Origin of the sequence: Lacrimispora sp. (assembly GCF_036758025.1) — a bacterium.
Lineage (GTDB): Bacteria > Bacillota > Clostridia > Lachnospirales > Lachnospiraceae > Lacrimispora.
The window spans coordinates 26,974-52,762 of sequence record NZ_DAIOXM010000002.1 but is presented as its reverse complement, the minus strand read 5'-3'; the positions used below and the strand labels follow the sequence as shown (position 1 = coordinate 52,762).

Here is a 25,789-nt window from a genome sequence, read left to right as displayed (position 1 = left end):
TAAATGGAGGATTCAATGTCCGTAGGAATAAACAAGAATGTAATTTCTGTTAATAATATAACAAAGATTTATAAATTATACGACAAGCCCATTGATCGTTTAAAGGAGTCTTTAAGCCTGTCCCATAAGAATTTCCACCGTGATTTCTATGCCTTAAACGGCATATCCTTTAACGTGGAAAAAGGTCAGACCGTGGGAATCATCGGTACCAATGGTTCCGGCAAGTCCACTATATTAAAGATCATTACCGGAGTTCTGACCCCTACCACCGGGGAACTGGAGGTAAACGGAGTTATTTCTGCTCTTTTGGAGCTGGGAGCCGGGTTCAATATGGACTACACGGGAATTGAGAATATTTACATGAACGGCACCATGATGGGCTTTTCCAGAAAGGAAATGGATGAAAAGCTTCAAGATATTTTGGATTTTGCGGATATCGGAGACTTTGTCTATCAGCCTGTAAAAACATATTCCAGCGGTATGTTCGTCCGTTTGGCTTTTGCCCTTGCCATTAACGTAGAACCTGAGATTCTCATTGTAGATGAGGCTCTGTCCGTAGGAGACGTGTTCTTTCAGGCCAAATGCTACCGCCGCATGGAGGAAATTCGGAGAAACGGCACCACCATTTTAATGGTTACCCATGATATGGGAGCCATTATCAAGTACTGTGACCAGGTTGTAGTACTAAATAAGGGGAATTTCATTGCAGAGGGAGAGCCTGGAAAGATGGTGGATCTCTATAAGAAAATTCTGGCTAACCAAATGGATGATTTAGGGGAAGAACTGGAAGAAATCCGGGAAGGAACCTTAAACGATTTTTCCGGGGAACAGGCTGAACAGCGCCAGGAAGGCTTTATGAAAGACCGCCTGACCATCAATCCCACCCGTACCGAATACGGTGACAAGAGAGCAGAAATCGTGGATTTCGGGCTTTTAGATGCCAAGGGAAATGTGACCAACCTGTTGTTAAAGGGAGAACGGTTTAGTATTAAGGAACGGATTCACTTTAACACTGAGATTGAGACTCCCATTTTCACCTATACCATCAAGGATAAAAGAGGAGCCGATTTAACCGGCACCAACACTATGTACGAAGCTTCCGAGGTGAAGTCTGTGAAAAAGGGCGACGAGTATGAAGTGGAATTTAACCAGAAGATGACCCTCCAGGGAGGGGAATATCTGCTTTCCATGAGCTGTACGGGCTTTGAAAACGGAGAACATGTGGTTTACCACCGCCTTTATGATATTGCCAATATTACGGTCATTTCCAATAAAAATACGGTAGGAATTTATGATATGGAATCAAAAGTCAGTTTAAAGCTCTCCAGAGCAGGAGAGTAAAGCAAAATGCCTGCGGGTATACCATTATGTCCTGAAAATCTGGACGAGAAAGCGGAAGCACCCTGCGGGTATACCATTATGTCCTAAAAACCTGGACGAGAAAGTTGAAGCACCCTGCGGGTATACCATTATGTCCAAAAAAACTCGGACAAGAAAGTTGAAAGGAGGAAACGAACATGAATGATATCACTCCTGAAATCAGGAAACTGTTTCTTAAATATAACGGGGATATAAAAACACTGCTCCAGGAAAATCCCAATGTGGATTATTTATATGCTCTGTCAGATATCCGTGAAAATCTGCTGGAATGGTATGAATTTGACCAGAATGCCTCCCTGCTTCAGGTAGGCTCCGACTATGGCGCCTTAACCGGCTTATACAGCAGAAGGGTAAAGGAAGTGACTGTTCTTGACCCCAATGACAACGATCTTTCCTTTAACCGCTTAAGAAACCAGAAGCAGGAGAATATCCGTTATGTGGCCGGAGAGCTGGAAGCCTTTGAAGAAGAGGGCTTCGATTACGTGGTCATGGTTGGCTCCCTTAAGGCACCTTATGAGCAACAGATTCAAAAGGCAAAGTCCCTTTTAAAACCGGAAGGAAAGCTGATTCTGGCTCTCTGCAACCGTCTGGGTCTTAAATATCAGGCAGGAGCCATCCCGGATCAGGTCCGCTTATCCAGGGCAGAGGTTCTGGAGCTTTTGTGCGGTGCGGAAGGAAACAGGGGAAAGGCAGAGTTTTACTATCCTATGCCTGACTACCGCAGCGCTATGGCACTGTATTCCGACCATTATCTGCCGGGCAAGGGAGACTTGACCCACGCCATTTTAGCCTACGACTATCCCAAGTATTTGAGGTTTGATCTGGGTAAGATGTATGATGAGGTATGCGAGGGAAAACAGTTTGAAACATTTGCCAATTCATTTTTAACCATATGGAGCCGCCATGAAGAAAATTAATTTTGTAAAATACAATAAGACCCGCAGGGAAGAATTTCAGATCCGCACCAGCATTGTGGAGGCGGATGGCAGGCCCTTTGTGGAAAAAACAGCTTTAAGGGAAGAGGGAATTCCCCATATCAAATCCCTTGGAGAAAAATACATCCGTTTAAAAGACCAGAGTCAGAAGCTGAAGGTTGCGGAGGTTTCCATAAGTCCGGATGGCCGAACTGCCCGGTTTGATTTTCTCAAGGGGGAAACCTTATCGGAGCTTCTTGGAAGGGAAATCCAAGATGGAAGGGTTTCGGTTTCTCATATGGAAGACGGAATGTCCATGATTTTAAATGTCAGGGAAGATCATATGATTCCCTTTACCCTGACGCCGGAATTTGAAAAAGTGTTCGGAAATCTTGACCGGGCCGATGAGAGCGTTAAAAAAGATTGGGCTTTTCAGACTGCCAACATTGACTGTCTTTTTGAAAATATTATGAAGACCGAAGACGGATATTATTGTCTGGACTATGAATGGGTATTTACCTTTCCGGTTCCCATGACATTTATAAAATACCGTGTCCTCTATTATTTTTATGAGCAGTATAAAAGCATTTTATCCTATGATTCCATGGAAGAATTCATGGAAGAAATGGGAGTGGAGGCGGAGCGCCTGACCGTTTATGAAGATATGGAGCGCCATTTCCAGGAATACGTTCACGGTGAGAACCAGCAGATATACCTGGTCAACTACATGCACGAAACCTACGCCCTGCCAGGGGATATGTATGAGGTATCCCAGATCATCGATGATGCCAAGGAGCGTATATCCAACCTGGAACTGGAGGTACAGGAGCGGGATGTGACCATCACCAAGCAGCAGGAGGAAAAGCGGCTGACTGATAACCATGTGAGCAACCAGACTGCCATCATTGAAACCCTCCGAAAAGATTGCCAGGAAATGCAGGGGATAATGGAAACCCTTCAGGGCCATCTGTCATTTACTTACCGGGTCAGGAGAAAGCTAAAACGGATCTTTGATGAGAAGTTTCCCCAGGGAACCAGAAAACGTAAGATATTCTCCTATACAAAAGATGCAATCATTCACCCCATCCGCTCTATCCGCCTCTACACCACGGAAGAGGGGAAGAATCTGATCGAAGGAGATATGAAGATCGGAGAGATATACCGGACCCACGGAAAGCTCCGTTTTGTAAAAGAGGGAGCCCCCATGGTATCCATCATTATTCCGGTATATAATCAGATTCATTATACCTATGCCTGCCTTGTTTCTATCCTTGAGCACACAAAGGATGTATCTTATGAGGTGATCATTGCCGATGATGTTTCCACCGATGCCACAGCAGAGCTTTCCAAGTTTGCTGAAAATCTGGTGATCTGCCGCAATGAAACCAACCAGGGCTTTTTGCGCAACTGCAACCAGGCGGCTAAGGCTGCCAGGGGAAAATACATTATGTTCCTTAACAACGACACCCAGGTGACGGCTGGCTGGCTCAGCAGCCTAGTGCATTTGGTGGAATCAGACCCCACCATCGGAATGGCAGGCTCCAAGCTGGTATACCCTGATGGACGTCTCCAGGAAGCCGGAGGAATCATCTGGAGTGACGGTTCCGGCTGGAACTACGGGCGGCTGGATGATCCGGACAAGCCGGAGTATAACTATGTGAAAGATGTGGACTACATTTCCGGTGCGGCCATCCTCTTGTCCAATGATCTGTGGAAGCAGATCGGCGGCTTTGATGAGCGGTTTGCTCCTGCTTACTGCGAGGACTCTGACCTGGCTTTTGAGGTGAGAAAAGCAGGGCTTCGGGTGGTTTATCAGCCTCTTTCCAAGGTCATTCATTTTGAAGGCGTTTCCAATGGAACCGATGTTAACGGTACGGGTCTAAAGCGCTATCAGGTGGAGAATGGAAAGAAACTGAAAGAAAAATGGGCTGATGAATTTAAGAAGCAATGTGAAAACAATGGAAATCCCGATCCCTTCCGGGCAAGGGAGAGAAGCCAGGGCAAGGATATGATTCTGGTTATTGACCATTATGTGCCTACCTATGACCGGGATGCCGGTTCCAAAACCACCTTCCAGTATTTGAAAATGTTTCTGGAAAAGTGCTATGTAGTAAAGTTTCTCGGGGATAATTTCCTTCATGAAGAACCTTATTCCACCGCATTGCAGCAGTTGGGGATTGAAATTCTCTATGGCAGGGATTATGAAACCAAGATATGGGATTGGTTAAAGGACCATGGAAACGACATTAAGGTGGCTTACTTAAATCGGCCTCATATTGCGGCAAAATATGTGGACTTTATAAAAAACAACACAAACATGAAGATGATTTATTACGGCCATGATCTTCATTTCCTGCGGGAAGGCAGAGAATATGAGCTGACCGGTGACCCGGAAAAAAGGCGGTCTTCCGAGTATTGGAAGTCAGTGGAGCTTCGCATTATGAGAAAGGCGGCAGTATCCTATTACCCGTCCTATGTGGAGCGGGATGCCATTCATCAGCTTGAACCTGCCATGACCGTAAAGGCTATTGTGGCTTATGTTTTTGAACAGTTCTTAACCCGTATTTCTGATGATTTTGAGAAGAAGGAAGGGCTGCTGTTTGTAGGCGGTTTCGCCCACCCGCCTAATGCAGATGCTGTTTTATGGTTTGCAAAAGAGATATTCCCTCTCATCCGGGAAAAGCTTAAGGTTAATTTTTATATCGTAGGTTCCAAGGTGACGGAAGAAATCAGCGCTTTGGAGCAGCCGGATAACGGAATCATTGTAAAAGGCTTTGTTTCAGAAGAGGAATTGTCAAGGCTTTATGAACAATGCAGGATTGTAGTAGTTCCTCTCCGCTATGGAGCTGGAGTAAAAGGCAAGGTCATTGAAGCTCTTTATTACGGTGCTCCAGTGGTTACTACCTCCATCGGAGCAGAAGGAATTGCCGAAGCAGAAACTGTCATGGAAATCCGTGATAACCGGGAAGAATTTGCCCGGGAAGTGGTATCCCTTTACGAGGATACAGACCGGTGCAGGCAGATGTGCAGAGCGGCTCAGGATTATATCCGCAGATATCACAGCATTGATGCAGCCTGGGAAGTAATCGGAGAAGATTTTTAAGATTTGGGCAGGAAGTCAGGAAAAATGACTCCCTGCCTTTCCGATTTATGCCGAATATAGTGGATTATTGCAAAGGGTATATGTTATAATAATGACGTTTGGATTATTTACAGGAAAGACAGAACCGGGAGGACATAAAATATGCAGGCAGTTTTACTGGCAGGCGGTCTTGGAACCAGGCTTCGTTCCGTGGTAAGCGACAGGCCAAAGCCAATGGCGCTGATCCAGGACAAGCCCTTTATGGAATATGTAATTATGGAATTAATCAATCATGGAGTGAATCACGTGATTTTTGCAGTGGGATATAAAGGCTCCATGGTGGAAGAATATTTTAAAGACGGATCAGCTTGGGGAATTCAGGTTTCCTATGCTTATGAAGAAGAGCTTCTGGGAACAGCAGGAGCCATTAAAAATGCAGGAAAACAGGTGACAACGGATCGTTTTCTGGTGCTCAATGCAGATACTTTTTACCAGCTTGATTACAGCAGACTGACCGCTTTGAGCCAGGAACGGGATCTTGACATGGCCCTGGTGCTTCGGCAGGTAGAGGATGTATCCCGGTACGGACAGGCAGTCCTGGAAGACGGCTGGCTTACCTCATTTGACGAAAAGACGGAAGAAACGCAGAGAGGAACCATCAACGGAGGCGTTTATTTAATGAACCGCACCTTGTTGGAGGACATCCCCGAAGGAAAGGTGTCCTTAGAGCACGACATGATCCCTAAATGGCTTCTGGAAGGAAAAAAACTTGGCGGCTTTGTCAATGACGGATACTTTATTGATATCGGAGTTCCGGAAGATTATTACCGGTTTATAGAAGATGTGGAGAAAGGAAGGGTAGTCATATGATAATCAGAGGACGCGCACCTCTAAGGGTGAGTTTTGGCGGCGGCGGTACGGATGTGGCCCCTTTCTGCAACCAGCAGGGAGGAGCGATTATCGGCAGTACCATTAATAAATACGCCTATTGCTCCATTGTTCCCCGCGAAGATGACCATATCACCGTTCACTCCTTAGACTTTGACATGACAGTCAAATACAACACAAAGGAAAATTATGTATACGACGGACGCCTGGATCTGGTGACTGCGGCCTTAAAGGCCATGGATATCAAACAGGGCTGCGAGGTATATTTACAATGCGACGCACCTCCGGGATCGGGCCTTGGAACCTCTTCTACAGTTATGGTGGCTCTTTTAACTGCCATGGCAAAATGGAAGGGAATAGAACTGGACGCCTACGCCATGGCAGATTTGGCCTATAAGGTGGAGCGGGAGGATTTAAAAATCGACGGCGGATACCAGGACCAGTATGCCGCAACCTTCGGAGGCTTTAATTTCATCGAATTCCACGGACGCAATAACGTGGTAGTCAATCCCCTCCGGATCAAAAAAGAGATCATTCACGAGCTGCAATACAACCTGCTGCTCTGCTATACCGGAAACATCCACGTTTCCGCCAACATCATCAAGGATCAAGTGAAAAATTATGAAAAGAAAGACCCCTTTGATGCCATGTGCGAGGTAAAGGCCTTGGCCTATGCCATGAAAGATGAACTTTTAAAAGGAAACTTATACGGCTTTGGAAAGCTTCTGGACTACGGCTGGAAGAGCAAAAAGCGGATGAGCAGTAAGATCACCACTCCCCAAATTGATGAACTTTACGAAGAGGCATTGAAAGCAGGAGCCTTAGGAGGCAAGCTTTTAGGAGCCGGCGGCGGCGGATATCTTCTGATCTACTGCCCATATAACGTACGCCATAAGGTAGCGGCCCGGCTGGAAGCGGCAGGAGGCCAGCTGACAGACTGGAACTTTGAATTGCGTGGAGCCCAGGCGTGGATCACCGATGAAAAGCGGTGGGATTACCAGGAGATAAAGGTTGCTATTCCGGACGGAGAATACCGCTTTCAATTATAAAGAGGAAGCGCCCTCCGGGCATACCATTATGCCCAAGGTACAGGGCAGGAAAGTTGAAAACATGGATAAAATTGTATTTTTAGACCGGGACGGCACCATCAATGAGGAAGTGGAATACTTATACCGTCATTCAGACCTGATCCTTCTTCCCGGTGTGGCGGAGGAATTAAAGAGGCTTAAGGATCACGGCTTTAAGCTGGTGGTTGTGACCAATCAGGCAGGAGTAGCGAGAGGATATTATAAAGAAGAAGATGTCATATCCCTTCATCAATACCTAAACAGCCTTCTTTCTGAAAAAGGTGCTGAAATTGATCGCTTTTTCTACTGTCCCCATCACCCGGTCCACGGAATTGGTGAATATAAAAAAGAATGCAATTGCCGGAAACCGGAAACAGGAATGTTTGAAATGGCCGAAGGATTTTTTCAAGTGGACAAGGCTCATTCCTATATGATCGGTGACAAGGTTCTGGATACAGAAGCTGGAAGGCGTTACGGAGTAAAGGGGATTTTAGTGGGAACCGGATACGGAAGGGAACTATATGAAGCCATGACCGGGGAAGAGAGAAAAGAATCCTTAGATGCCTATGCCCCCACCATGAAAGAAGCGGTGGACTGGATACTGACAAGAGAAGGAGAATGAAAAAATGGACCCTATGAAATACTTAGATGAATTGTCAGACCGTTATCCCGTACTGGAGGAAGTAAAGCCCCAGCTACGGGCGGCCTATGAAATTTTGGAACAATGCTATGAAAACGGCGGAAAGCTTTTGGTGGCTGGAAACGGCGGAAGCTGCGCCGATGCAGAACACATTGTAGGCGAGCTGATGAAAGGCTTTGTAAAGCGCCGCCAGGTTTCAGAGGAATTTGCAAAGGCTCTTTATGAGGCCGATCCGGAGAGAGGCGAGGAGTTAGCCCAGAAGCTTCAGGGCGGACTACCTGCTATTTCCTTAAGCAACCATCCGGGCCTTTCCACCGCATATTTAAACGATGTGGACGGAAATCTGATCTATGCCCAGCAGACATATGGATACGGGAAAAAAGGAGATGTATTTTTAGGCATTTCCACCTCTGGAAATTCTAAAAATGTCATGTATGCCCTGGCAGCTGCAAAAGCTCTTGGCATGAAGACCATCGGCCTGACCGGCCAAAACGGAGGCCTTTTAAAGGCGGCCGCAGACGTGACCATCAGGGTTCCGGAAACAGAGGTGTTTAAGATACAGGAACTTCACCTCCCTGTCTACCATACCTTGTGCCTGATGCTGGAAGAACGCTTTTTTTAAGAAACAGACCACCCCGGAAAGGAGACCAAAGAGAGATGGGAGAAAAACAATGGAAAAATGAGCTGATTGCCGCCGCACTTTTGCTGGTCTTCGCTTTTTTTATAAACAGGGGAATTGAGATCAAAGGTCTTTATATGGACGACCTTTATCTCTGGTCCTGCTATGGGGAACAGTCCTTTACCCAGTTCGTATTCCCCCTGGGAAGCACCAGATTCCGCTTTGTTTATTATCTGGCGGCTTGGCTGGAGCTTATGGTAACCGGAAGTCGGATCGGCTGGTTCGTTCCCATTAATATTTTGCTTAACACCTGCATTGCCTACACAGTTTACCGTTTTGGGAAGCGTTTGTCAGACCGGTGGCTGGTGGGATTTTTATGCGGCATTTTATATTTGCTTTCCAGAATGTCTTACTACCAGATCAGCCAGGTCTATGGCCTTATGGAAAGCCTGGCCCTATGGGCTGCCATAGGAATCCTTTACTGCCTCTATCGCTATTTGTCGGGAGAAGAGACAAAGAGGCTCTTGCCCTGGGCATCGGTTCTGTATTTTTCCGTCTGCTTCATCCACGAACGGTATATGGTACTGCTGGTTCTGTTTTACGGAGCCTTTCTCATGAAAAAGGAAAAGCGCAGACAGCCCTGGCTTCATGTGACTGCTGCATTTCTGGCTGTCCAGGCTATCCGCCTTCTCACTATCGGATCCATATCTCCGGCAGGAACCGGAGGGACCAATGTGGCAGATACCTTCCGGATTTCGGATACCTTCCGTTATGCATTCAGTCAGGTGCTTTATATCTTTGGAATTAATGCAGGCCCCGATCACTTAAGCGGCTTAAGCTGGGGAGCGTCCCCTGCCTGGGTCCGGGTTTTTGTCATAGCTTCAAACCTGTTTCTGCTTGCAATGACCGTGATTTTCCTGGTCAGGCTTTTAAAAGAGAAGGAAGCATTAAAAGAACGCCTTCCCGTTATCGGCCTGTTTTTGCTGTTCATCGCCTTGTGCATCGGCTCCTCCAGTGTCACCATCCGGGTGGAAACCAGATGGATCTATGTGTCCATGACGGGAGCGTGGCTTCTGGCTGCCTATATGTGCGGGATCGCAGCCCCAAAACAGGAAACGGGAGTCCGGATTTCCTGGCCTCTTCTTTACTGCGGCCTGTTCCTGATTTACGGAATCATTATGTTTCCGGTGGAGAGCTTTTACCGGGGAAAATACGAAAACCTGTATTACTGGCCCAATCAGCTCCGGTATAATTCCCTTGCAGAAGAAACCTATGGGAAGTATAAGGATGGAATATTCGGAAAAAAGATTTATATGATCGGAAACTCCTACGAAATGAGTGATTTTACAGCCCAGACCTTCTTTAAAACCTTTGATAAGAAACGAAAGGCAGAAGGCACAGAGGTCTACTTCATCGATTCCATTCACGACATCGGACTGGTGAAACCCAACATGCTTATTTTAAGAGAAGAACCGGCCCATAACCGGTTCCAGGATATAACGGATTTTGTAAAACGGATTAAATTAGAGCCGGTTTATGGCTGCTATGAAGACGGCTGGCTGGATGAAAGCGCCAGAATGCGGGTCATGACGGGAAAAGAAGGGAAGATCGGCCTGAAATTCTATTATCCTGGAAATATTACAGGCTTGGAAACCATCACTGTAACCATAAATGGAAACAAAAAGCAGATCATTCCCATAAATTCCTCCACTGTGACCGCAGAAATCACTGGAGAGCCCTCCCAGATCAAGGAATTGGACTTTGAATGCAACTTTTATTATGAAAGTGCATCAGAACAAAGAGGAGAAAAGCACCTTGCTGTGGTTGCTGAAATAACCGCAGATTAAGTGACAGGGAGGAATTTATGAAACGCAGTTATTTATATTACTTGTTTCCTGTTTTGGGGACATTTTTCTGCCTCTGGTATATCTTTGCCTCCACCAGTGAGGGAATCTATACCGATTATATACGTCTGGTAAACAGCTACCTGCCCGACATATGGAATCCGGCCAAATTTTTTGTGCCTGATATCTTTACGAGAATTCCCGTCAATTACCTGGGAAGAATTATCAATGTTGTCCTTTTCAGCTATTCCACTATGTTTGACCGGGTTCTGGGAGTTCTGGCCCTGGGCCTTTCCGGAATCGTCCTGACGAGATACTGTCTCAGAAAAAGGCTTTCCCTCATCTGGACTGTTGTCTTAACGGCGGTGGTTTTCAGCCTCAACAAATGGGAAATGCTGACCAACGGAAGCGGCTGGGCCCATTTCCTGTCCTTTGTCTGCTTTTATTACCATTATGATTTGCTGGACAGAACATGGAACGAAGAGGAATGGCCCCGTGATCAGATAAAGCTGATTATACTCCCCTTTTTCACGACCCTTTTGGTGGCAGGCCCTTATTGCGCCATATATTCCGTAACGGTGGTTCTTGCCTGCTGCTTCCTGTTTTTCCTGGCAAAGAAGGGAGAAAGGGTGAAATATGGCGTTTATGGACTAAGTGCCCTGGTTCCATTTCTTTTATATATGTGGAGTAATTCTTATGCAATAGAGGACCACGCCGCCCCGGCAGAAGTGTCCCTGCTCACCCAGTTAAAGGATACTCCTAGCTTTTTTGTCCGTTTTTTGGTAAAATCTTTTTCTTCCATGGTCGTAGGTGGAGAAGCAGGGGAAAGTATTTTTTCCAGTAATGCCCCATTCTTCATTCTCGGCCTTCTGGTAATGGTTCTGTACCTGTTGGCGCTTTGGCTTTATATGAAATACCGTCTCTATAAAGATTCCATCCTTCCCCTTATGCTCATGGTATCAGGTGGAATGAACCATGTGCTCATACTGGTTTCCAGATGGATATTCCTTAATGAAAACTACGGAATCAGTTCCAGATATGCCCTTCAGTTTCAGACTGGAATCCTGGGAATCCTGCTCACATTTGCACTTCTGATGAAGAAAAAAAGGATAAAAAGCAGATTTTCAGTGCGTCTTGCCGCTGTCGGAGCCTGTATGCTGTTCCTGGTGGGAAATGGTTACACAACCTATGAGGAAATTAAAAAAGCCCCTAACCGAAAGGAACACTTTGAAAAACGGGTAGAAATAGCCCTTAATTTTGAACAGTACACAGACGACGAATTGAAGGATAATTTTGAATACCGCCCCTCCAGACCGGACAGCGGTGCCAAGGTGAGGAACGCCTTGACAATATTAAAAGAAAATGGATACAGTATTTTCCGAAGTGATTTTACAGAGGAAAAATGACATCCGGAGGTTTTTATGAAACAAGCACAAAAGCAGAGGTATGGGATTTGGCTGTTTTTGCTGGTTTTTGCAGCAGGAATCCTGCATTCCCTGGAAGGCATTCTCCATCAGGAGACCTTCCAGTGGATCATGAACCAAAACGAATATAGAACCATGTTGGCAGAGACAGCAGGACTGTTGGCTGCCTTCTGTGCTTTTGGCCTCCTGATTCCCGGAAGGCGGCAGAGAATAGGGGCAGCAGCCCTTCTCCTGTCAATCTTTTTATGGGCCCATCAGGTTTTCTTCCCGGTTCTGGTTTCCGGATTGTATATGGCTTACCTTGTGTTTGCAGGCAGGCTTTTAAGAAATGTTTTATGGAAGCTTCCGGAAGAAGACGGAATTGGTGCTGATTTTCTCACCGGAGCTGCCTTTCTCATTGCTGTTTTCTGCCTCATGTCCGCTCTGGGTATTGGAAGCATTCCATATCTGACTGGATTTGTTTTAATCAGCGGGGCAGCAGTATTGATTGCCTGGAAACTCCATTCCAGCCGAAATTATCCACAGAAAATGGGAGAGGCAAAAAAGCAGCCCTGGAACCGCAGGGAAGTTATCCTTCTGGCCTTTCTCATGGCAATGATATGCCTCCAAGCCGGCCGGCTTAATATCTCTGTGGATTATGACAGCCTATGGTACGGTATTAGATCAGGATACATCCTGAATAATGGCCGTGGGATCTACGAAAACATGGGTACAATCGGGATTGTCTATACCTATTCCAAAGGCTTTGAAGTCCTGACCCTGCCACTATCCCTGCTTCCATCCTACAGCTTTTTAACCTCCGTCAACTTATGGCTGGCAGGAGGTGTCCTCTATATGGGTTACCGGATAGGAGGGCTTTACATGAACCGGGAACGGTCTGTCTTCCTGGCCGCCTTGCTTTCCGCAACCCCCGGCATCATGAACATGGCGGTGACAGCTAAAAGTGATATGATGACTCTTCTTATCCAGGAGATTATGATTTACTATCTGCTTTGCTACATCAAAGCAGGCCCCCGGTCTTGGCGCCATTTGTGCTATGGAATCTCAGCCTTTTTCCTCAGCCTGACCTTAAAGCCCACGGCCCTGGTTTTTTCCACCGCTGTTTTCGGAATGACCTTTCTATACATTTTTGGAAAGGGCTTCCTTCCTCAGTTAAAATCAAGAACACAAAACACGGGCTCCCTGGCAGTCCTGGCTGCATCGGTATTGGCTCTGGCAGGAATATGGGCAAGAACCATGGTGATTACGGGCCTGCCCCTTACCTCCGTATTTTCCTCCCTGTTGACAAGACTTGGATTTCAGATGAAATACCCCTTTGAAGTCAATACCATACCCAATTCCGCTCCAACCGGGTCAATAAAAGAACAGGCCCTTCACCTGGCAAAACGGATTTATGGATTCTTTCTTTCCCCCACAGGCAGGGATATGGATCATGTAATTCTGGCCTGGGGTGGATTTGTGCTGTATTTCCTGTTCCTTTTGTGGATTATCAGCCGTTTTTACGGCAAGGATGTGGATAGAGTCAGTAACCGGAACCTATCGGCCCTGCTGGCAATGGTTTATATCCCATTTCTGCTGGTGAATCTGGTGAGTCTGGTCATGCTCCATCAGGTAGATGGAAATTACTTTATGCTTTTTTATGTGCTTACAGCGGTCTATGTACTGAAAACCGCTTCAAAAACAGGAGAAAAAGCGGTATGGAAGGCGGCCGTGGGAGCCGGAACCGGAATTTTCCTCTTTTCCCTGTTCATCACTTCCATGACAAACTGGAGCTGGAGCGTTGGATTTTCCCCTCCTTCCTTTCGTCATAAAGGGTACTATAACCACCAGGAGGCAGCCAGACAGGACATGACTTTCAAGGGAAATGAAAGGATCTGGGACATTCTGGCCTCTGATCCCCGGACCCGGCTCATTGCCGTGGGAGACCATCCGCAAGTATTGTCCTTCCCCTGCAGCGCCCAGTCATATGATGACATTACCGGGGTATGGGGAAATGTAGTTCTGGTAAAGAAAATGGATTATTTTGTGGAATTCATGGATTATGCAAAAACCGATTACGTCTACGTCCAGGCAGGCTATACAGGAGGGGAACTGCGTTCCTACACTCTGGTAAAAGATTTGATTGAATGGGGAAAGCTGGTTCCGGTATGCTACGAGAAGGGAAACCTTCTGGCGGCGGTAGATATAAACGGAGGACACAGCCAGGCATCGGTCCAGGCATCGAAAGAATTTGAGCAATATTATTTAAAAAAGGAAGCAGAGGAACAGCAATAGCATGAGGAGTACAGAACATATGGGAAAAACATTGTCAGTCGTTGTATCCTGCTACAATGAGGAAATGGCCTTGGAACAATTTTATAAGGAAACAGCCGGAATTTTAAAGAAACTCCCCTGGAGCTATGAGCTTATTTTTGTAAATGACGGAAGCCAGGATGGCACCATGAGAGTCCTTGACCTTCTGGCCAGCCGTGATGAGAAAGTAAAAGTCATCAGCTTTTCCAGAAACTTTGGTCACGAAGCTGCTATGATCGCAGGGTTGGACTACAGCAGCGGTGATGGAATCGTCTGCATGGATGCAGACCTTCAGCACCCCCCTGAGTATCTGTCCCAAATCCTTGAAAAATTCGAGGCAGGCTATGATGTCATAAATATGGTGCGGACGAAAAATGAGTCGGCCGGCTGGTTTAAGAACCTGGCTTCCTCTGCCTTTTATCATCTGATCAACCTGCTTTCCGATGTGAAATTTGAACCAAATGCTTCCGATTTCTTTGCCGTATCCGGTAGAGCCGCAAAGGTATTAAAGGAAAGTTATAGAGAAAAGGTCCGTTTTCTGCGAGGCTATGTACAAAGCATTGGATTTAACCGGACCACCATTGAATATGAAGCCCGAACCAGAGTGGCGGGAGAGAGCAAATACAGCATTAAGAAGCTGATTACCCTTTCCTTAAATACCATCATGTGTTTTTCCAACCTGCCTCTAAAGCTTGGAATTTACGCCGGAGCCGGAGCCGGACTTTTGGGCGTACTGGTGATGATCTACACCATATGGAGCTGGGCCAGAGTGGGAACGCCAAACGGCTATGCCACTACCATTGTGCTGATCTGCTTTATGTTTGCGGTTTTGTTCCTGATTGTGGGAGTGATCGGCAATTACATTGCCATATTGTTTGCAGAATTGAAAGACAGGCCCATTTATATTGTGGGAGAGACGAAAAACTTTAAAGAATAAATTTATCATAAAAAGGTACCTTGAAAGGCTTTTGCTCATGTGACCTCCAATAAGTCGGATTTTTAGTCTAACTTATTGGAGGTCAGTTCATGTAAGCCAATCGAGGTACCTTATTCAATGTTTTAAATTTCTTTTAAAGCTGTTTTGCTGAGCAGCTCATCAGCGGATTCCAGGACCGATTTCCTTTGTAGGATTTGTAGTGGATTCCTGTGTAGGAGAATCAGTAGCCGCCGGAGTGTTCTGATCTCCCTGTTGGCTCTGCTCCGTTTGCTCCGGGGCCGCTTCCGGGGTCAGGGTGCAGACACCGTTTGAATCAGCAGTATAGGAAACCCCGTCTAACGTAAATACCGTAGATGCTGCCATCTTTCCGTCAGATGGATTCAAATAATACTGCTGGCCATCAACCTGGGTCATACCAGTCACCATGGCACCGCTTTCACCGAAGTAATACCAGCTTCCGTCTACTTGTCTCCAGCCTACGGTCATTTTACCGGAGGAATTGCTTAAATAATACTTTGCTCCCCGCTCTTCCAGCCAGCCGGTCTGCATTTTTCCGTCTGTTCCTATGTAATACCAGCTTCCATCCGGATTCACCCAGCCAGATGCTGTGGCTCCGTTTGGATTAAAGAAGTACCAGTCATTGTCAAGCTGCTTCCAGCCTGTAGAAACAGCGCCGTTTTCGCCCAGATAATATCTGGAAGCACCGTCAGAATGCCAGCCCGTAGCCATGGAACCGTCATTGTTTAAATAATAGCGGGAACCGTTGTGATCCACCCAGCCCGTAGCCATGACGCCGCTGTCCTGGAGGAAATACCGTTTTCCGTTGATGTCCTTCCAGCCTGTTGCCATTTGACCGGAGGAGGGATCTAAATAGTAATACTGGCCGTTTAAGTCCTGCCAGCCTGTTGCCATGGTACCGTCAGAACTCAAATAATACTTCTGTCCGCCCTCTGAGAGCCAGCCCGTATTCATGGAGCCGCCTGCGTTGAAGAAATACCATTTTCCGTCCAACAACTTCCATCCTGTATCCATCCGTCCGGTGGTTTCATTGAGGAAATACCGGAGTCCTGACTTATCCAGCCAGCCCTTCATGGTCAGCCCTTCTTCGTTCATATAAAACCAGCCGGTACCGTCATTGATCCAGGTATCCTTTTGCATGGAATAATTCTGATAATAATAAGTCTTTCCGCCAATGGTTCTCCACATATTTCCCGGAAGTCTTGGAGTCAGGTCCTTATAGAGAAAGTCAATGTCAACATTTCCAGTGATTCCGTTAATGGAGCCGGTACTGGTAACCTGCCACATAACAGGATCAGGATAAACGTGCTTCGCCTCATATCTGGCCACCCACACATCATATTTCATGGTAGATAAATCAATTTTCTTTGACAGCCAGTAATCATTGGCATAAACAATGGGATAATACCCGGCTTCTTCCACCCGCTTGCAAAATGCATTGATCACCTCGCTGACCTGGGAGGGCGAAAGAGTACCAAGTGTGGCGTTGTCTTCCGCATCAAAGGCAATTGGGAATGAAATAGGATAATCCTTCAGCAGATTCAGCATAAAATCCGCCTCTTCCCTTGCCATATCAGGAGTGGTAGCTAAAGAATAAATATAAGCCCCCACCTTCAGTCCTGCGGCTGTTGCTCCCTGGACATTAGTATGAAAATAAGGATCAGTCACGCCCCTGGATCTGGCTCCAAGCATAACAAAGCTGACATCATCTGCCGCCACAGCCGGCCAGTTTATATTCCCCTGCCATCTGGAAACATCAATTCCCCTGGCAATGGCTTCCTTGATCACAGTGCCGTCCCTCATCTGATAATACCCGTTTACTTTTTCATACCCCGCCGCCTGGGAAGTCATGACCGGGTAAAGCCCTGAGGTCATACCCATAACGGCACATAATACCGCTGCAGCCAACTGCCTGCAAACCTTTTTGTGTCTCAAAATCGTTTCCTCCTTGTCCTTCATGGTTTATAGAATCATGAGTATCTCTTATGTCTGCGTAAAAAATGGACATCCGCAACCAGGTGCGGATGCCCACACAGATACAAAATAACCTTATCAGCCAGGTCCCGTTGTAAGTCCGGGCTCCAATTGGTATACTCCGCTGCCGGAAGAACCGGAAGATCCCGAAGGACTGCCAGGAGTATCATTGGAAGAACTGCCAGGAGCGCCGCTTAAATCATTTCCACCGGAGGAGGAGCCTCCTGGCCCGCTGGAGCCTGATGGGGTAGAGCTGCCGCTTCCGCCGGGAGTTGTAGTTCCTGAAGATGACCCTCCCGGAGCGCTGACGTCCGTATTTGCAGAAGGAGTGCCAGAGCCATTTTCCTGATAAGCCCCGTTGGAGGCAAACGTATAATTCTTTCCGTCAATGGTAAGAGTGGTGTTGGCCGCCATCTTGCCGGTAGAAGGATCAAGATAGTAATAAACTCCGGAAAGCTGTATCCAGCCTGTCATCATATGCCCGGATTCATTGAAATAATGCCATGAGCCTTCGATCTGCTTCCAGCCATGAGCCATTTTACCGCTGCTTTCCATGTAATATTTGTTGGTTCCGTCACTGAGCCAGCCCGTCATCATTCGTCCCAGAACAGAGTTGGAATCAGCATTTAAATAGTAATAGGCGTTGTCCACCTGTTTCCATCCAGTAGCCATCTTTCCGTCGGAGTTGAAATAAAACCAGTCATTTCCAACCTGTCCCCAGCCAAGGGTGCACTTTCCGTTTTCCTTAAAATAATACCAGCCGCCGTCCATCTCCCGCCAACCGGTAGACATGGAGCCGTCGCCCTTCATATAATAATAATCGTTTCCGATCTTTAACCATCCATTTACGAGAACACCGGTATCATCCATGAGGTAATAATACTTTCCCCCAACCTGGACCCATTTGGTAGCCATGGCGCCGTTGGAATGAAAATAATACCACTTTCCATTAATCTGTTTCCAGCCTGTTGCCATATAGCCGGTGGAAAGATCCAGAAAGTAAAATGTTCCGTCAGAAGTTTTTACCCAGCCCTTATGCACTGAGCCATCCTGATCTATGTATTTCCAACTGGATCCCTCCGAAACCCAGCCCGTAGCTGCCCAGGCCGTGTGGGTTGGTATCAGAGTGGCGGTCCCGATCAGTCCTGTCAGCAGCAGCGCAGCCGCTTTTTTTCCGTATCGCATGCAGTTTTTCTCCTCCTGTTCCAGCTAAGCTTTATTCATATATATGGTAATTATAGCATAGTACGGGTAGGAATGCATAAATAATTTATTACGATTTGCGGACATTTTTCCAAAGAAATCATATATTGGAAATTTCAAGGCACTTTTTGTAGTAATTCTTTGCATAGCGGTACATGATGATGGTGTATTCTCCAAACTCCTCACCCAGGGAAGCCTTGTAAACGGCCCAGAGAGCCCATAAAAATCCGCCGAGAGCCATATAGGCGTAAACGGTAAACCGTTCTTCATCGGTAGATTTTCTCTCCAGGTAGATTTCTATAAGGTCGTCTGTCTCCTCCTGAGTGTAGTAGGAATAAATTGCGCACATGGAAATATCAACCAAAGGATCACACATGCCTGCATATTCCCAGTCAATCAGGCGGGTATCACCTGAGGGAAGAATTAAAAAGTTATCCACGTTGGGATCGATGTGGGAGAGTACTTTTTCGTGGTTTAAGGAGTCCAGTTTGTTTATAAGATCGTCCATCTGTTTACGGATGTGGTGATAATCTTCAAATAAGGTGTCTCCGTAAGTTTTGCAGAGATTTTCATGGAAATCAATCCGTTCTTTGAGATCAAAAGTATGGTCTACCTTAAGCCCGGATTGGTGGAATCTGCGAACGACATCCATGCAACGTGCGATTTCTTCACGGTTATGTGGATCTGCATTGTGAGCACCTTCGTAAAACTCTGAGATTTTATATCCTGTTTCCCCGTCAAAGTAGATTACATTTTCTGAAATATCGTATCCGGACAGGGCATCGTAAACGGACTTCTCCTGCTTTCTGTCGATCAAAAGTTCTGTCCCCGGCCCGGGGATGCGGCAGATGTAGTGGCGGTCTTTTATTTTAAATAGGAAAGACTTGTTGGTCATCCCGGATTTTAGGCAGCGGATTTCTGTGATTTCAGACTCTTTTACCTGGAAGATCTGGGAAATCAGCTTCATGGCCTGATTGTCAGAGGTGTGCTGGTATTTTATATCAAAACGGCGCAGTTCTTCAAGGTTTTCGAATTCATATACCTCGTGAGGTGGCCTGCGGTTTATGAACATCTCAAGTTCAAGATTGGCCTCCGGTAGTTGAGGAAGCTTTTTGGTGGCTTCGCCTGATAACATCTCCATAAAAACATTTTCCCAGTAAAAAGGTTCGGTTCCGGGGAGATTATAATATGCCTCCAGGACCGGGAGGAATTGTTCTGAAAAGGATTTGGAGAAAAACACGGGTCCGTACATAACCCATTGGTCGCAGCCACCTACGGATACATTGAGGATACGGCCCTTTTTATTATAGTCCAGACACCATTCAGAAGTTTCCCCTTCCATATAAGAAGAAGAATACCAGGCACCGCCTTCATAGGCGTGGTACATATTGTGGCGCATCCAGTTGTCGGAGGAGAGTACGTACATGTTCCGGCCTTGAAGGACTTCCTTGGCGTGGTAGATGGTAGCCAGGGTGTTTTTGTGGGAGTATTCCGGGTTGTAGAGGAGTTTTACATGGTATTTGTCGATGAGGTATTCAAATTTTTCTTTTAAATAGCCTACTACGATGGTGATGTCTGTGATTCCGACTTCATGAAGCTGACGGATCTGACGCTCGATCATGCGCTCTCCTAATACTTCTAAAAGGCCTTTGGGAGTTTCAAAGGTGAGGGGGACGAAACGGGAGCCAAAGCCTGCGGCTATGATGAGGGCTCCATCAACCTTGTGCTGGTCCAGCAGGGCTTGGCCTGCTGGGAGAAGAGTGTAGGAGTCGTTTTTATTTTCAACTTCAAAATAACTTTTTTCTATGCATTCTTTCATTAAGTTATTAACGGTTCCTAAGGAAACGTTGAGTTCCTTTGATAAATCTCTTTGTGTTACAGCCGGGTTTTCCAGAATGGAACGGCAGATAATGACGTTACGATCCATAATTTTATGACCTCCGTGTGGTTTTTGGATGATAGAAAGATGTTCAAAAATACCAATATTTAATATGTTGTGAACATTATATCATTAAAATGGTGGGGATGCAATGTGGAGATTATGTGTTTAAGGAGGTTTGAGAAGAATTTTTTAAATATGTTACTATATAAATAGGGAAAGAAGAGTCTTTCGTAATAATTCTGTAAGAAAATGAACAGATAAATGTTATAGCATTTTGCTAAAAAATGTATTATACTGTTCCATGTGATGGAGGAGTTGAGAGCTTCTTCCGGAAATGTAAATATTTTTTGTTTTTTGAAGAATATTCAAAAAAAGTAAAAAAAGTATTGATTATTTCCAATATAGGAAGTATAATTACCTCGTAATGCAATTAGGAATTTCAGAAAAAATATTTCAAAAAGAAAAAAGGAGAGTGCATTAATTATGAGAAAGCAGACAAAGTTAGTTGCTGTATTATCTACAGCAGCACTGCTGGCATTAGGTGCTTCCATGTCTTCTTTCGCAGCAGTAGGCTGGGCGGAAGAAAATGGTACATGGGTGTATTATGACAAGGGCGGCGACGCAGTAACAGAAACATGGGCAAAATCTGGAGATAACTGGTTTTACCTGAATGATGATGGCGAAATGGCTACAGATGCTATTGTTGAGTACAGAGATAATTTCTACTATGTAGATGTTAATGGTGCTATGGTATCTAATACATGGGTTTCCATCGAAAATGAAGATTATGATGGTGAAGATGAGCCGACAACACTTTGGTATTATTTCGGTTCTAACGGTAAAGCTTATACCGGCAGCAGCGATAAAGCTACTTTCAAGACCATTAATGGTAAGAAATATACCTTTGATGAGGACGGCCGTATGCAGTTTGGCTGGCTTGATGAAAACGGCAAGAGAAGTACTGCTGATGATGCTTGGAAGACTGCTGACTATTACTGTGGAGATGAGAACGATGGTGCACAGTCTGTAGGTTGGAAATTCCTTGAAGTCGTTGATGAAGATTTCGATACAGATGACATGCTTCCTAACTGGTCCAGCAACAATGTGTTTGATGATGAAGACCAGACTCGTTGGTTCTACTTTAAGGCTAACGGAAAGAAGGTTTGGGGCAAAGATGGAGAAACCATCAACGGAGCTAAATATAGCTTTGATGATTTTGGTAGAATGAATGCAGAATGGATTACCAAGAAAGATGCAACACCAGGTGAAGCATCTGCCAGTGATTGGAGATATTTCCGTTCTCCTGAGGAAGGTGCCAGAGTAACTAAGGGATGGTTTAAGGTAACTCCTGATGAGAGACTTGATCCCGAGGACTATGATGATGATGCAGACTCCTGGTTCTATGCAGATGGCAAGGGAGCTCTCTATGCTGATAAGATTAAAGAAATCAACGGAAAGAGATATGCATTTGATTCTGTAGGCAGAATGAAGAGTGGATTTAGACTTATTAAAATAGGTAATAGCTCCAGTGATATTGCAGACATCCGTGGCCTTGATGGAAAGATTAACGGTGTAGGTGATAAAATTTTAGTTGACACAGAAGAAGATTTCCTGAATAACATCAATACTTGGCTGCAGGCTGGATATAAGCTGTATAATTTCGGCGGTGGCGAGGATGGATCTATGAAGACTGGAAAACAGACTCTGTCTCTTGATGGCGAAAACTTCACCTTTAGCTTCGGAAAATCTGGTGCTACTAGAGGAGCTGGTAAGAACGAGATTGATAGTGATAAAGTTTATCAGGGTGGTATGCTGTTAAAGGCTGACAAGGATGAAAAATATGCAGTTGTTATGATTGAAACTGTAGCTGATGATGAAGATGAAGATATCGTTGGTGGTAAGTACTACACCCTTTTAGATTCAGAAACCTTTATTAAGAACTACACTGATGAAATAACTGATCCTGAAAAATTGCTTAAGAATGAAGAAACAGCATATGTTCTTAAGTCTGCTACTGATCTTGCAGGTAAAGAATTCAAGTTGATTAATACTTCTGGTGCAATTCAGTCTACTAAGTCATCTGCAAAAGATGGTGAAGACAACGTTTACACAGTAAAATCAGAAAAGATCGAAAGAATTTCTATTAAGAAATAATTTTTGAATCAGCTTAATATGGTTTTATAATGAGATTAAGGTGAGATTCTTAGGAATCTCACCTTAACTTTATATAAATAAAAGTTTGATTATTGGAAAGAATAATGAGGGGAGGAAGAGATAAAAGATGAATGGAAAAAAGACTGGAGAAAGTACTCCTTTTTTATCAATAATTTTGGGGATATATGTGTTACTAATTGGACTGGGACTTCCAATTATTATTAGAAATCAATATTTTGATATACTTTTTACCAAGTACTATTTTTATTGGATTTGTACAACTATTATGATTGTCTTATCAATTATCTATATTTCTGTAAAAGATATGACTGCACTAATTGAAAGTATTTGGAATAAACTGACGGTGCAAGACTATGCAGTTCTCATCTTTATTCTAACAGTATTTGTATCCACTTTATCATCGGATTACTTGTATGAGTCTTTTTGGGGAAATGAGGGACGGTACACAGGACTTTTTTTACTGAGTTTATATGTATTATCTTACTTTTTTGTAAGCAGATTCTTTGTATATCAAAATTATTATATTGATGCTATGCTTATTGTTGGAATGCTGGTATGTGTATTCGGTATTACTGATTATTTTCAAATGGATATTTTCCATTTTAGGGTTGGTGTTTTGATTGAACAACAACATATATTTACATCCACAATAGGGAATATTAATACCTATACTGCTTATGTAGGGATGATAGTGGCTATGAGTTCTGTTCTTTTTGCTGTAAGTGCTGGAAAGAAAAAGATTTATTATTATTTTTGTATGATTATTAGTTTCTTTGCTATTATTATGGGAGTTAGTGATAATGCATACATTTCTCTTGCAGCTTTATTTGGGTTTTTGCCTTTGTATTTATTTTCTAATAAAAATGGGATCAGAAGATATTTGGTGATTTTGACCACCTTTTTCTCTGTAATTCAAATAACTACATGGATTAATATTTGTTTTAGAGATATTGTATTGGGAATTGATAGTGCATTTAATATTATTGCAAATTCTGAGATGTTGTTTTATATGATTGTTGGACTTTGGCTTCTGGTTGGCGTGTGGTATATGATAGATCATAAGAGAGGTTTGGAATCAGAATCAAAAGAATATGGAAAAAGGCTTCAGTACATGTGGTTGGTACTGATTTTGTTGATAGTTTTTTTGTTGATATATATTCTGTATGACTGTAATGTGTCAGGTAATGTACAAAGGTATGGTTCGTTTAGCAATTATCTTGTATTCAATGACGAATGGGGAACTCATAGAGGATATATTTGGAGAAATGCAATTGAACGGTTTTCTGAGTTTTCTCTATGGAAGAAACTGGTGGGATTTGGTCCAGAAACCATTAAGATGTTGTTAATGCATAAAACCTATAATAACCCCTATAATGAAGTTTTTGATGCTGCCCATAATGAGTATCTACAGTTTTTGCTTACGACCGGAATTGTTGGGGTAACTGCCTATGTAACGTTTATATTGGCTTATATAAAGAGATGCTTTAGTTGTGAGAATAAAAATCCATATATGATTGCAATGGTTTTTGCAGTAATCTGCTACAGTATCCAGGCTTTGGTGAATCTCAATGTGCCTACAGTTACTCCATTTTTCTGGCTGTTGCTGGGTATGAGTTCTGCTTTATCGTTAAAAAGGGTTAATTAGAGTGAAAAGCCAGTGGATTCTATATGATTTCGTTGGCTTTTTAAATTTTTGGCTCTTTGCCAATAGTTGGGGGGATTCTCTGAATCCTGCTTCTTTCTTGCGTTTAGAGCTGTTTCAATGGTTCCTTCTACTGTGTGCTGTTTTAGGGGATGCCAAATAAGCCTCAATATCCCGACCATTTTTCCTATGATGTACAATGAAGTATCCGTGTCCGGAACCAGTTAAAATTCCGAATTCTATAAGAACTTCGTTTTAATACCTTAATCTTATTATTGAATCCTTCTGTAACACCGCTTGTAATGCCATACTTAAAAGCATTTAAGATTTCTTTTTTCCAGGACCGGAACGTTTTTGTGCATTTTTCGAATTCTAAAATACCGCATCCTTTGGCATTGGAAATCCAATCATCGAATTCCTGTTGCTGGCTGCAATAGGACTCCATCTGGCAGATGCCATAAAACCATTCTTTCATTATATGGGCCAAACGCAGATCATCATTATACTGGAGCATTAAATCACAGGCCTGCTTGTTCTCATCTTTCAGCTTTTTATAGCGGGTCAGAATCAGCTTCCGGCTCCGCTTATAGTATTTTCGGAGAGAAACCGGCATATATTTTTGGAACTGTTTACGGATGTTTTCAATAGCCCCAGGTGACTTGACGAATGAAATTATACTTGTTTACGATGATTTTTGCATTCGGAAAGAAAGTCCTGACCAGTTCTATATAAGGAAGCCACATGTCACATATAAAAAACTTTACTTTCAGCCTTTCCTTTCTGGGAATGATTCTCCAGTAATCAGCCAAATGGCTCTGAGTGCGGTCCGGTAGTATATCTAAAATCCTGTGCTTTTTGAGATCAACGAGGATACACTGATATTTCCCAGTAGAAGCATCACCTTTAAATTCGTCAATAGAAATAGCCTCAGGCAGTTTGTCCGGTGCTGCATAATGGAGGGTATCCAAAAGTCTACAGATCGTTGGGACAGAAACACCAGTAAGGAGCGAAACCTGCTTGAGAGAGAATGTCTGGCGAAGGAGTGAAATAACATAAAAAGCTAGTCTCCTAGTTCTACGGTGATAGGAAGGAAGAAAAGATTAGAGTTCCAAAAACCTTTTTCCGCAGGAGGTACATAGATAACGTCGTTTCCGAAAGACCAGTGTGACTGATTTTCCCTGAAAAGGGAGGTCGTTAATTTACTGGTTTTGGTAATCATGGACTCTTTTTGTTTTGCGGCCACAACAAGGACAGACTTGTTCAGAAGGCCTGGTTTCAATGAAAACCTTGAGGAAAAAATCTGCCTGAATTACTTTTTTTACAAAAACATCTTAAAAGTCTAAGAAAGCCTTACTATAATTAGGGTACATTTATGAGAGGTCACCTCCGCTAACATCGAACTTTGGTCGGGGATATGTATTTAGGAGACTTCTTATAAATGTATTTTATTACAACAAAAAGAATGTTGGAAGTGTGCTTTTCAAGCTCCCCCCAACATTCAGTATAGAACCTTTTTTTAATCAGGTTGATAAAAAATTAAAGTTTTGACAATAGAATTTTAAGGTTATCAAGTTGCTTAACTTTTTATTCAATGATATACTAGGAAATGTAATTGGACTTTAAGATCGTTGTTGCAAACTGAAATATAGAATGAAGAGGGCATACAGACAGACTTTATTTTTTGTTGTATATTTGGTATAATTGCAATACAGAGTAAGGTGTTTGAATTTGAATCGTGAATTATTGAATTGTTTCTGACCTCAGAAATAGAAAAGTATATCAGTTACCAACCCTGTTGTATTTACTTT

The 25,789-nt window shown here is 44.1% G+C and carries 16 protein-coding genes and 1 pseudogene; 13 read left to right on the top strand and 4 right to left on the bottom strand.

The window, feature by feature from the left end:
• Positions 1-15: 15 nt before the first annotated feature.
• The 11 genes from V7M78_RS02555 (at position 16) to V7M78_RS02505 (ending at position 15,087) form a co-directional block, all read left to right on the top strand.
• Entirely contained in the window at positions 16-1,341 is a 1,326-nt protein-coding gene (locus V7M78_RS02555; RefSeq protein WP_333646131.1) for an ABC transporter ATP-binding protein, read from the top strand.
• A gap of 176 nt (positions 1,342-1,517) precedes the next feature.
• Complete coding sequence (locus V7M78_RS02550; protein ID WP_333646129.1) at positions 1,518-2,297, top strand: class I SAM-dependent methyltransferase; 780 nt, start codon at positions 1,518-1,520, stop codon at positions 2,295-2,297.
• Positions 2,284-5,397 carry a glycosyltransferase gene (locus V7M78_RS02545; protein ID WP_333646127.1) on the top strand — a complete coding sequence of 1,038 codons (3,114 nt, stop codon included), beginning with the start codon at positions 2,284-2,286 and terminating at the stop codon, positions 5,395-5,397. The genes V7M78_RS02550 and V7M78_RS02545 overlap by 14 nt, the downstream gene beginning before the upstream one ends.
• A 141-nt stretch (positions 5,398-5,538) precedes the next feature.
• The gene (locus V7M78_RS02540) at positions 5,539-6,246 is read left to right on the top strand and encodes a nucleotidyltransferase family protein (protein WP_333646125.1); all 708 of its coding nucleotides are present in this window, start codon (positions 5,539-5,541) and stop codon (positions 6,244-6,246) included.
• Complete coding sequence (locus tag V7M78_RS02535; protein ID WP_333646123.1) at positions 6,243-7,313, top strand: GHMP family kinase ATP-binding protein; 1,071 nt, start codon at positions 6,243-6,245, stop codon at positions 7,311-7,313. Before V7M78_RS02540 ends, V7M78_RS02535 begins: the two co-directional genes overlap by 4 nt.
• A gap of 61 nt (positions 7,314-7,374) precedes the next feature.
• Positions 7,375-7,953: a D-glycero-alpha-D-manno-heptose-1,7-bisphosphate 7-phosphatase gene (locus V7M78_RS02530; RefSeq protein WP_333646121.1), complete on the top strand. Its 579-nt coding sequence runs from the start codon at positions 7,375-7,377 to the stop codon at positions 7,951-7,953.
• Positions 7,954-7,957: 4 nt separating this feature from the next.
• Positions 7,958-8,593: a D-sedoheptulose-7-phosphate isomerase gene (locus tag V7M78_RS02525; protein ID WP_333646119.1), complete on the top strand. Its 636-nt coding sequence runs from the start codon at positions 7,958-7,960 to the stop codon at positions 8,591-8,593.
• A 35-nt stretch (positions 8,594-8,628) separates the two neighbouring features.
• Positions 8,629-10,437, top strand: coding sequence for a hypothetical protein (locus V7M78_RS02520; protein ID WP_333646117.1), 1,809 nt, complete (start codon positions 8,629-8,631; stop codon positions 10,435-10,437).
• A gap of 17 nt (positions 10,438-10,454) precedes the next feature.
• Positions 10,455-11,840 carry a hypothetical protein gene (locus V7M78_RS02515; protein ID WP_333646115.1) on the top strand — a complete coding sequence of 462 codons (1,386 nt, stop codon included), beginning with the start codon at positions 10,455-10,457 and terminating at the stop codon, positions 11,838-11,840.
• Positions 11,841-11,855: 15 nt separating this feature from the next.
• A complete protein-coding gene (locus V7M78_RS02510; protein ID WP_333646114.1) occupies positions 11,856-14,132 on the top strand; it encodes a sodium:solute symporter in 2,277 nt (758 codons plus the stop codon).
• A 19-nt stretch (positions 14,133-14,151) separates the two neighbouring features.
• Positions 14,152-15,087, top strand: a complete 936-nt coding sequence (locus V7M78_RS02505; RefSeq protein WP_333646112.1) for a glycosyltransferase family 2 protein — start codon at positions 14,152-14,154, stop codon at positions 15,085-15,087.
• A gap of 159 nt (positions 15,088-15,246) precedes the next feature.
• Here the strand turns inward: V7M78_RS02505 and V7M78_RS02500 are convergent, their stop codons facing one another.
• The 3 genes from V7M78_RS02500 to V7M78_RS02490 all read right to left on the bottom strand — a co-directional run bounded on the left by V7M78_RS02500 (position 15,247) and on the right by V7M78_RS02490 (position 20,209).
• On the bottom strand, positions 15,247-16,986 hold the full coding sequence (locus tag V7M78_RS02500; RefSeq protein WP_442914619.1) for a GH25 family lysozyme: 1,740 nt from the start codon (positions 16,984-16,986) through the stop codon (positions 15,247-15,249).
• A 171-nt stretch (positions 16,987-17,157) separates the two neighbouring features.
• Positions 17,158-18,264 (bottom strand): cell wall-binding protein, encoded by a 1,107-nt coding sequence (locus V7M78_RS02495; RefSeq protein WP_333646107.1) that lies wholly within the window; start codon positions 18,262-18,264, stop codon positions 17,158-17,160.
• A 118-nt stretch (positions 18,265-18,382) separates the two neighbouring features.
• On the bottom strand, positions 18,383-20,209 hold the full coding sequence (locus V7M78_RS02490; protein WP_333646105.1) for a phosphotransferase: 1,827 nt from the start codon (positions 20,207-20,209) through the stop codon (positions 18,383-18,385).
• A 438-nt stretch (positions 20,210-20,647) separates the two neighbouring features.
• Here V7M78_RS02490 and V7M78_RS02485 point away from each other — a divergent pair, with 438 nt between their 5' ends.
• Positions 20,648-22,318, top strand: coding sequence for a cell wall-binding protein (locus V7M78_RS02485; RefSeq protein ID WP_333646103.1), 1,671 nt, complete (start codon positions 20,648-20,650; stop codon positions 22,316-22,318).
• A 127-nt stretch (positions 22,319-22,445) separates the two neighbouring features.
• Positions 22,446-23,984, top strand: a complete 1,539-nt coding sequence (locus V7M78_RS02480) for an O-antigen ligase family protein (protein WP_333646101.1) — start codon at positions 22,446-22,448, stop codon at positions 23,982-23,984.
• 184 nt (positions 23,985-24,168) lie between these two features.
• Here V7M78_RS02480 and V7M78_RS02475 read toward each other — a convergent pair.
• Positions 24,169-25,291, bottom strand: a pseudogene (locus V7M78_RS02475) (ISL3 family transposase).
• Positions 25,292-25,789: the final 498 nt, after the last annotated feature.